This is a genomic window from Microcystis sp. M44BS1 (genome assembly GCF_020244875.1).
GTDB classification, from domain to species: Bacteria; Cyanobacteriota; Cyanobacteriia; order Cyanobacteriales; family Microcystaceae; genus Microcystis; species Microcystis panniformis.
Genome location: NZ_JADBVM010000339.1, coordinates 1 through 8,920, shown reverse-complemented (window position 1 = coordinate 8,920; position 8,920 = coordinate 1). Strand labels below are relative to the sequence as shown.

Annotated in this window: 10 protein-coding genes; 5 read left to right on the top strand and 5 right to left on the bottom strand. The window is 42.5% G+C overall.

The window, feature by feature from the left end:
* The first annotated feature begins 250 nt into the window (after positions 1 to 250).
* Positions 251 to 547, top strand: coding sequence for a hypothetical protein (locus IM515_RS24865; protein ID WP_287628909.1), 297 nt, complete (start codon positions 251 to 253; stop codon positions 545 to 547).
* Positions 548 to 718: 171 nt separating this feature from the next.
* Here IM515_RS24865 and IM515_RS24860 read toward each other — a convergent pair whose 3' ends face one another.
* The 4 genes from IM515_RS24860 to murQ all read right to left on the bottom strand — a co-directional run bounded on the left by IM515_RS24860 (position 719) and on the right by murQ (position 4,402).
* Positions 719 to 1,297 (bottom strand): esterase/lipase family protein, encoded by a 579-nt coding sequence (locus tag IM515_RS24860; RefSeq protein WP_002760290.1) that lies wholly within the window; start codon positions 1,295 to 1,297, stop codon positions 719 to 721.
* A gap of 109 nt (positions 1,298 to 1,406) precedes the next feature.
* Positions 1,407 to 1,784 carry a DUF4164 domain-containing protein gene (locus tag IM515_RS24855; protein WP_287628910.1) on the bottom strand — a complete coding sequence of 126 codons (378 nt, stop codon included), beginning with the start codon at positions 1,782 to 1,784 and terminating at the stop codon, positions 1,407 to 1,409.
* 179 nt (positions 1,785 to 1,963) lie between these two features.
* Positions 1,964 to 3,454 carry a site-2 protease family protein gene (locus IM515_RS24850; RefSeq protein WP_287628911.1) on the bottom strand — a complete coding sequence of 497 codons (1,491 nt, stop codon included), beginning with the start codon at positions 3,452 to 3,454 and terminating at the stop codon, positions 1,964 to 1,966.
* A 27-nt stretch (positions 3,455 to 3,481) separates the two neighbouring features.
* On the bottom strand, positions 3,482 to 4,402 hold the full coding sequence (gene murQ / locus IM515_RS24845) for an N-acetylmuramic acid 6-phosphate etherase (protein WP_287628913.1): 921 nt from the start codon (positions 4,400 to 4,402) through the stop codon (positions 3,482 to 3,484).
* Positions 4,403 to 4,597: 195 nt separating this feature from the next.
* Here murQ and rplU point away from each other — a divergent pair, with 195 nt between their 5' ends.
* From rplU to IM515_RS24830, 3 genes are all read left to right on the top strand, one after another.
* Positions 4,598 to 4,987: a 50S ribosomal protein L21 gene (rplU, locus tag IM515_RS24840; protein WP_002785944.1), complete on the top strand. Its 390-nt coding sequence runs from the start codon at positions 4,598 to 4,600 to the stop codon at positions 4,985 to 4,987.
* A 34-nt stretch (positions 4,988 to 5,021) separates the two neighbouring features.
* A complete protein-coding gene (gene rpmA, locus IM515_RS24835; RefSeq protein ID WP_002744094.1) occupies positions 5,022 to 5,291 on the top strand; it encodes a 50S ribosomal protein L27 in 270 nt (89 codons plus the stop codon).
* A gap of 148 nt (positions 5,292 to 5,439) precedes the next feature.
* Positions 5,440 to 6,372, top strand: coding sequence for a phytanoyl-CoA dioxygenase family protein (locus tag IM515_RS24830; protein WP_002765752.1), 933 nt, complete (start codon positions 5,440 to 5,442; stop codon positions 6,370 to 6,372).
* A gap of 232 nt (positions 6,373 to 6,604) precedes the next feature.
* Here the strand turns inward: IM515_RS24830 and accA are convergent, their stop codons facing one another.
* A complete protein-coding gene (gene accA, locus IM515_RS24825; protein WP_287628915.1) occupies positions 6,605 to 7,594 on the bottom strand; it encodes an acetyl-CoA carboxylase carboxyl transferase subunit alpha in 990 nt (329 codons plus the stop codon).
* Positions 7,595 to 7,768: 174 nt separating this feature from the next.
* Here accA and IM515_RS24820 point away from each other — a divergent pair, with 174 nt between their 5' ends.
* Positions 7,769 to 8,716, top strand: a complete 948-nt coding sequence (locus tag IM515_RS24820) for a fused MFS/spermidine synthase (RefSeq protein WP_110579115.1) — start codon at positions 7,769 to 7,771, stop codon at positions 8,714 to 8,716.
* Positions 8,717 to 8,920 lie beyond the last annotated feature (204 nt).

Sequence of the window (8,920 nt, the reverse complement as noted above, 5' to 3'; positions counted from 1 at the left end):
GAAACAGGTGCAAGATTTTGAGAGAATCGTGCTTCAAAACCTTGCGTCTTCATCGGCCCGCGTCCTGTAGGGGCGAAGCATTCGGGCAATAACCTATCGGTGAAACCGGAGATTTTCTATCCGAATGCTTCGCCCGTACTTTTTGCCGCAAACCCTAATTATCATCAGTAATCTTCAATCTTTTAATCCTATGTCATAAACTCCTAAATATGACCTTCGTGGAGCAAATATTGCTAACTTTGCCGATACGGTGCAAGGAGATCAAAAAGCAGTTCAACATAATTACGCCACACCCCAAAATTTAGCCGAAGCCGCCCAAGAAATCCAACAACTTATCAGCCAACTCACCCAAACTTATCCCACTAATACCGAAATTGAAAAACAAACTTTTGTCGCACAAGTTGACGCAGCAATCCAGAAAAATTCTCGCTTAAGAAGCATTTTAATCACGGGAGGAATTGAATTAATTAAAGTTCTCTGTCCTCCCCTCGGTATTCCCATTGAAATGGGTAAAAAATGGCTAGAAACTGCTAATTTAAGTGATTAAACCTAGAGGTTTAATAATCTTCTAATGATACAAATCCCGAAGTCCGCCGCTGATGCGTTTCATTTTTGAATTAGCACAATTATAACCATAAGTCAAGCTTTTTTGATGATAATTAACTTTTTTGTTGGTGATATTTTGACCTTGTTCCGGTATTGGAGAGAACCAGTATTTCTATTCTAATAAGGTCTCTTTAATTGTTGTTAAAACTTTGCTATCTTTGACCATCCAAGCATGGAGCAATACCGGAATGGAAATTTCTTTGCCCACCGATAAACGAGAACTATGGGCAGGAAATATCATTAAATCGTAGGGAGTCCAGATAATTGTGGTTTTAATTTTATTTAAAATTTGTTGACAATCTTGATTTAAATCCTCTAGAAATTGACTCCCCGGCTGCATTTGTCTAATCCCATCTAAGGGTAAACTATACGCGGTTAACGTGCCTCGATTCGGTGCAGAAATATTTAGGTAACGTTGCACTCTTGCCACTCCTCCCAATCTTTGCAGGTAGTAGCGGGTAATTAATCCTCCCATACTAAACCCAATCAGATCTACTTTCTGCTCTTTAGCAAAGTTTTTCTCGATATAATTCTCCACCTGACCGGCTAAAACTTCTAACTTTTTGTAACCATGATTGGGAATTAGATTAAAACTATGCACCTGCCAACCATGATAGTTTAAATACTCGCTCATCGGTTTAAAAACAGCAGTAGTGTCCAGAAAACCATGCACCAAAACAACGGGATTCATAGATGAGATTTTATCCTTAAATTCTGAATCTATTCTAACGAATGATCGGGGTAATGAGCGAAAAATTTTGGGGAAGAGCCTATCTACTAGGTACGGCTACCGGCAACTTCTAAGGATTAGGGAAAAAACCAAAAAGTTTAGCGGCACCTCCTAAAATAGCGACCACCAATGCTATCAGAATCCCTCGATTGGTGAATTCCTGATAGGCAACCCTTGCAGTTAATCCCTCGATTTTTGTGCTTACTCGTTCATCCAGAGCTTTGATTTCTCCCTTGAGTTCGGCCTGTCCTATTTCTACTTTAGTTAACCGGTCTTCTACCTTGTCAAATCTCTCATCAATACGTTTTTCCAGAGAGTCGATTTTCTCGTCAATACGTTTTTCCAGAGAGTCGATTTTCTCGTCAATACGTTTTTCCAGAGAGTCGATTTTCCCCTCAATCCTTGTCAGGACAGCTTCTAGGGAATAAGTGACAGTTTCGTTAGACATTTAAGCAACTCCAAAAGTCAAATCTTCAGGGGTAAATGCTGGAGGCTATATTTTACGGAAAAATCAGGGGTCTATAGGCGGACACGGATTCCCATTATAAGAAAATTATAAGTCAAGACTTGAGTTTTTGTCAAGCTTTTTTTTGACGGCAATCAATGGCAAGAATTTCGGGGAAGTATTTAGCCACCGATGCCTAACCGTCCCGCTAAACTAGGGCTTAAAGGAATCAGAGTCGCCAACATTAAAAAGAGTAGTAATAAACCCCAACCGGCGCGGGTGTCATCGGGTTCGGTTAACTCGTTTAAACTCGGTCTTTCCAACTCTCTTTGTAAAAAAGCGACTAAAATTGTCCAATAGAGAGGAATCGGATTACTGGGATTAACTAAGGAAATAATGCCCAAAATGACCAAAGTGGCCACAGTGGTGCGGCGGGCAATTTTGCGACCATAAATAGCCTGAACAATTCTGCCACCATCTAACTGTCCAGCAGGCAGTAAATTAAGGGCGGTAATCACCAATCCTAACCAACCGATAACAGTTAAAGGATGCACGGATATAACAGCATTTTGTAACTCGTCGCCCAAAACTATCCGCGCTAAAAAACTCACTAAAATTGAACTTTGGAAAAAGTTACTAGGGATTTGAAAAAGGCTGGCCGAATTAGATAAAGTCAGTCCAATAATTAATAAGATTAAAGAAACCAAACCGCCCAAAGCAGGACCAGCGAAAGCTATATCAAATAGAACACTGCGGTTAGGTAATAAAGATTCAAAACGAGTAATCGCCCCAAAAGAACCAATCTGCCAAGTGGGAAGAAAATAGGGTAAACTGAGACGAACATTATGGCGTTTAGCGATAATTAGATGACCGATTTCGTGGGCAATTAATACCGACCATAAACCCAAACTCAGGGGAATTGCTTCTCGATATCTCTGCCAATTACTAAACAAATCAAAACCTAATAAAATTCCCGCCGCTTCTAAGCTGGTGACAATAGTGGCTACTAACAAAACTAAAGAGAGATTTTTTTGAGCAAGAGTGGCAGGACTAGGATCATTAGTTTTGGGAAGGATAATTACCACCGGTTTTTCCTCGGTTCCTTCCACCAGAAATAAACGATATTTATCGCCAAAATGATTACTTAATTTCTGGGTTAAGCGCGAGTGAACTAGATCCGGTTCTCCCCGTAAATTGCCTTTAAAAATTGCCCCTTCCTGAAAAGAGATAGTTTCGGTGGCAAAAAAAGTATCTATCCCAAAAATACTCTGAATAACTTTTAAATCCTCTTCGGGAATTGGCATCACATCCGGCACAATTGCTGTCACCGCTGCCGGGATTTCTAGAGGAGTAACGGACTGGCTAACTGCCTGGTTAACTTTCGGTTCAATTATCTGATTGGTTTTCAGTAAGCGTAAACGGTTGCCCAAATAAATATAGATAATGGTGGCAGCAACCAGTAAAAAGAGAATTACCGCTAGATTGAGATAAATTCCCGCCGCAAATAGCCCGAAAAAAATTAACCAAGGAGCTATGAGTACCAAGGATTGTAACCAAGCTAAAATTCCCAGTTGGCCGTAGGGTTTAGCTCGATAAAAACTCCAAGTCAAGATAGCACCAGCGACGAGGAAAATAACAGCGACCGCAGCAATTTCCGAAGAAATATTAACCATAGGAAAGTCAAAATCAATAGGTTTTTATCAATCAATTTGATTATAAGCTTGCAGGGCGGCCCGTAATTGACCCCGATGCTTTTGTAACAATTCTTGTCCTGGGGCCGCCGAAAGTCCCGTTTTCTGCATTAACAAAGCCAATTTAACCCGGCGGCCACTTTTTTCCAGTAAAATAGCCGCTTCCTCACGACTAATATCGGTAAGGTTGCAGATAATCCGCAGGGCGCGGTCATGGAGTTTATGATTAGTAACTGCCACATCGACCATCTGGTTGCCGTAAACCTTGCCTAACATGACCATTGTCCCTGTGGAAAGGATATTTAAAGCCATTTTCGTCACCGTTCCCGCTTTCAGACGGGTGGAGCCGGCCAAAAGTTCTGGTCCAGTCAATAACCGGATATCCACATCCACCGCGATCTCCACTTGTTCGGCGGGGACACAACTAATGGCAATCGTCGTCGCACCCCGCTGTTTTGCCGCCTGTAAAGCCCCGTGAACGTAGGGGGTTGTCCCCCCGGCGGTAATCCCCACTACCACGTCTAATTCGTGAATTTCTCGCTGGGCAATAATCGCCGCTCCATCTTCCGCTTTATCCTCCAAATCTTCGGAACTACGCACCAGCGCCGCCGCTCCACCGGCAATAATTCCCTGTACCAATTCCGGGGGAGTGCAGAAGGTGGGGGGACATTCGGCCGCGTCCAAAACCCCCAGCCGGCCACTGGTTCCCGCCCCAATGTAAAAGAGTCTACCACCTTTAGCCAGAGCTTGACTGGTCAGGGAGATCCCTAGGGCCAATTCTTGCCGGGCCATGGCGATCGCTTTTAGGGTTTGGGCATCCTCGCGATTGAAGAGATCCACCAATTCGAGCGGGTTTAATTGGTCTAAATTTAGGCTGTTTGGGTTAATTTGTTCGGTTAACAGGTGTCCTCTGCTTTCCCACTGTTCCATAACGGTTTAATTGAGTTTTTCGTAAGATTATTTTCAGTATATAGCCAATCGGTGGGTAAAAAGCTTGACAATCGCCCCCCGAATATTAGACAATAGTAAATTGTGTCAATTCCTGCTCGGATCAGGTGAAGACATTAGCACAAAAGCTGGGATTTTTTTCAGCTACCTGTACGGCAAAACGAGCGCAGAAAATTTATGAGTTACGCGATTATTGAGACCGGTGGCAAACAGATTCGGGTGGAACCCGGTCGCTATTACGATATTGAACTTCTTCCCGTCGATGAACAAAGTACCCATACCATCGACAAAGTGCTATTAATCCATGATGAGGATGATATTAGCATCGGTCAGCCCTTTATCGAAGGGGCTACCGTCGAAGGGACTGTCATGCAACATCGTCGGGGCAAAAAAGTTATTGTCTATAAAATGCGCCCGAAAAAGAAAACCCGCAAAAAACGCGGTCATCGTCAAGAAATTACCCGTTTTATGATTGATTCAATCAATTATAACGGTAAAACCCTAGTCGCCACTGCTGCTACCTCCGGCGCTGAAGTTGTGGAAGATAGTAGCGACGAAGAAGAATAACTTTTACAATCAAAAAAGCATTTGGAGAGAAATTATGGCTCATAAGAAAGGTACGGGTAGTACCCGCAACGGACGCGATTCTCGTTCCCAGAGACTAGGCGTTAAGCGCTACGGTGGTCAAGTGGTAAAAGCGGGAAATATTCTCATCCGTCAACGGGGTACTAAAGTTCACCCGGGTAAAAATGTTGGTCGTGGTGGCGATGATACTTTATTCGCTTTAATTGATGGTGTGGTCAAATTTGAATACAAGGATAAAAGTCGCCGTCAAGTTAGCGTTTATCCTGCTGAAGTTAGCGCCAGTTAATCCCATCAACCCTGATTAATTTTTTCCCTGTAACCTCCTAATTAATACTAGGGGGTTTTTTCAGATAATTTAGATCTGTTGACAGGGTAGATCGATCGCTTATAGATTAGATATAGTCCGAAAGTAGCTCGGAAAAGATGAACTGAGTATGATTCTTAAAATTGCCGATATCTTAAAAAATTTGCCCTGGTCTTTCGATTCTACTGCCGAATTACCCTGGTTAGATCGATCGCGAGCGGAAAAATCCCTGCAAAAAGCTCGTCAACAACGGCGAATTTCCGAACGAGAATATCAACTCCTTGACCATTGGCGAGAATTGGGTTATTGTGTTGTCAAAGATTTAATTCCCGCAACGGCGATCAATAATTTAGTAGCGGAATTAGCCGATTTATTTTTCCTAGAATCGGCTATCCCTGGGTTAAGAATTGAAGGCATTCAAGCAGAAAATCTACCGGCGAGTTTGAGTCACGAGCAAGTTTTAGCCCTAGATATGGAGCAAAGAAAAGCCTTAGTTAATTCTATTTGGCGACTCCATGCCTTTCATGAGATTTCCCCCGCTGCTCGAGCAATTTTTGACAATCAAAATCTGAGAGATTTAGTTAATTTAATTATTGGCAAATCCTGCGAACCGAGATATTCCATCAACTTCCTGCACGGTACAGAGCAGGGGCTGCACGAGGATATGGCAGTTTTTTATGTTCATCCTGCTAATCATTTAGTCGGTGTTTGGATTGCCTTGGAAGATATTTCCGCCGATGCTGGCCCGCTAATTTTTTATCCTAAATCTCATAAAAATATCAAAGTAACTGACTTTTTTCCAGACTATCCCGCCGTCAATCTTAAAAATATTACGGCCGCTCAAATTCCCCAATACCAAGATTATGTTAACCAGCGCGCCCAGAATTATGACTGTCAATCATTTACTGCTAAAAAAGGAGAGATTCTTCTCTGGCACGGAATGTTAATTCATGGTGGTGGGAAGATTAATAATAACCTGCTAACCCGTAAATCGATGGTCATTCATTTTATTGTCGAGGGTGGCGATTACAACGATCGGGCTTTGGGACCTTTTAATTGGTAAGATTAATTTACCAATAATAACTCGGAAATAATCGGACTAATTAGGGTTTGCTTAATAAAGGTAAAATATAGACGAGGTAAGGGGTTTGGGGCTTTTTTGCGAAGCAGGTGCAAGATTTTGAAAGTAGGGGCGAAGCATTGGGGCAATAACCTATCGCTGAAACCGTAGATTTCCTATCCGAATGCTTCTACTTTTTAAACACAATTTGCCGTAACTGATCACTGCTCACTGATTAAGCTGTAGCTTCTAAAAATACGCCTAAATTGCGGAATTTTTGATAACGAGATTCGCGCCGTTGTTGGGGAGTTAACACAGATAAAGCCTCTAAATTTTCATTAATAGCGGCTTTTAAATTGGCTGCCGCTTTAATCGGATCAGCATGGGCCCCTCTGGAGGGTTCAGGAACGATCTGATCGATAATATTTAACTCTTTTAAATCTTTTGAGGTAATTTTGAGGGCCACTGCTGCTTTATCGGATTTTTTGGCATCTTTCCAGAGAATGGCGGCACAAGCTTCGGGAGTCGCCACGGTATAGACAGAATGCTCTAACATTAATAGGCGATCGCCGACCCCAATACCCAAAGCACCGCCGGAACCACCTTCGCCAATAACAGTACAAATGATCGGCACATCTAAACGGAACATCTCCCGGAGATTATAGGCGATCGCTTCCCCTTGACCTAATTTTTCCGCTTCTACCCCCGCCCAGGCTCCAGGGGTGTCAATAAAGGTTAAAATTGGCTGATTAAACTGATGGGCGTGTTCCATTAAACGCATGGCTTTACGATAACCACCGGGGGCAGCCATGCCGAAATTTCTAGCCACATTATCCTTAGTATCCCGGCCTTTTTGATGCCCGATAATCACCACGGGACGACCGTTAAAACGGGCAACACCACCCACAAGAGCGGGATCGTCGTAACCACAGCGATCCCCGTGCAACTCGAACCATTCATCGGTGATTGCCTGAATATAGTCTAGGGTACTGGGGCGCCGGGGATGACGGGCTAATTGTAGCCTTTGGGAAGGGGTGAGATTGCTAAAAATCTCACGACGTAATTGATTAGCTCGTTCGTCTAGTTGACTAATTTGTTCCGAGACATCTACGCTATTTTCTTGGGCTAATTCTTTAATCTGTTCGATGCGGGATTCTAATTCGTAGAGGGGTTTTTCAAAATCTAGGAGAAAAATCTTTTTCTCGGTAGTCTCGTTTTTGGTCATAGGTTAGTGGCTAGAAGTTTACTGTTCGCTAATCTTTTCTAGCTTACCGTTTTTCAGCGATCGATTATCGACAGCTTCGGGATGACCGGGAGATGATTTCAGGTTATCGATCGAATTTTGTCAATTGTTGTATAATGATAGATCGTGCCTTTTTCACCCCAAGGAGGATTAGTTATGGCAGGAAGTGAACTAAAAGCGGATCTATGGGTTAACGAATATATTACCCCCTGGGACATTTATAGTCATGGGGTTTCGCGGATTTTAGCCTACAAAAAAACCGCTTTTCAGGAGATGTATATTGTTGAGTCGGGGGCCTATGGAAAAGCCTTGGTACTGGATGGGAAATGGCAATCTTGTACGGGGGATGAATTTATTTATCATGAAGCATTAGTGCAACCGGCAATGATTGCCCACCAAGAAGCAAAAACTGCTTTAATTCTGGGAGGTGGTGAAGGTGCGACAACGCGGGAGTTATTGCGTTGGAAAACAATCGAAAAAGTGATGATGATCGATATCGATGGGGATGTGGTGGCAGCTTGTAAGGAACATCTTCCCGAAATGCACCAAGGCACTTTTGATGATCCTCGTTTTGAGTTAGTTGTGGCCGATGCTTTAGAAGTTTTAGACACCACTAACGATCAATGGGATATTATTATCTCTGATCTGGTTGATCCCATCGGAGAGGGTCCTTCTTTCCCCCTATTCACGAAAGAATACTTTGAAAAACTACAAAGAGTTTTGGCCGAAAATGGCATTGTTGTTGTTCAATCTGGTCCGGTTTCTCCTCCTTCGGTGATGTATCATGCGCGTTTGGTGAATACTTTAAAAGCAGTTTTCCCCTACGTTCATTCCTATTGCGCTCCCACTCCTAGTTATGGTTCTCCTTGGGGTTTTACTCTCTGTGCTAATCATCCTTTAAATACTCGTCCCGATCCCGATGTGGTGGATGAATTAATCAGCGATACAACTACGGGAGGATTACGTTTAATTGATGGCATGAGTTTACTAGGAATGTTACAAACTCCTCTCTATATTCGTCAAGCAATCGCACAAAATACGGAAGTTTATACCTTAGCAAAACCCCCGAAATTCTTCGGTCAAGGAGTAATCAGTAATCAGTAATCAGTAATCAGTAATCAGTAATCAGTAATCAGTTATCAGTTATCAGTTATCAGTTATCAGTTATCAGTAATCAGTAATCAGTTATCAGTAATCAGTTATCAGTTATCAGTTATCAGTTATCAGTAATCAGTAATCAGTAATCAGTAATCAGTAATCAGTAATCAGTAATCAGTAATCAGTTATCAGTTATCAGTTATCAGTTAT

Excerpts from the sequence above, each read along its gene's own strand:
- IM515_RS24860 (WP_002760290.1), bottom strand. The coding sequence starts at position 1,297 with ATGAATCCCGTTGTTTTGGTGCATGGTTTTCTGGACACTACTGCTGTT.
- IM515_RS24855 (WP_287628910.1), bottom strand. The coding sequence starts at position 1,784 with ATGTCTAACGAAACTGTCACTTATTCCCTAGAAGCTGTCCTGACAAGG.
- IM515_RS24850 (WP_287628911.1), bottom strand. The coding sequence starts at position 3,454 with ATGGTTAATATTTCTTCGGAAATTGCTGCGGTCGCTGTTATTTTCCTC.
- murQ (WP_287628913.1), bottom strand. The coding sequence starts at position 4,402 with ATGGAACAGTGGGAAAGCAGAGGACACCTGTTAACCGAACAAATTAAC.
- rplU (WP_002785944.1), top strand. The coding sequence starts at position 4,598 with ATGAGTTACGCGATTATTGAGACCGGTGGCAAACAGATTCGGGTGGAA.
- rpmA (WP_002744094.1), top strand. The coding sequence starts at position 5,022 with ATGGCTCATAAGAAAGGTACGGGTAGTACCCGCAACGGACGCGATTCT.
- IM515_RS24830 (WP_002765752.1), top strand. The coding sequence starts at position 5,440 with ATGATTCTTAAAATTGCCGATATCTTAAAAAATTTGCCCTGGTCTTTC.
- accA (WP_287628915.1), bottom strand. The coding sequence starts at position 7,594 with ATGACCAAAAACGAGACTACCGAGAAAAAGATTTTTCTCCTAGATTTT.
- IM515_RS24820 (WP_110579115.1), top strand. The coding sequence starts at position 7,769 with ATGGCAGGAAGTGAACTAAAAGCGGATCTATGGGTTAACGAATATATT.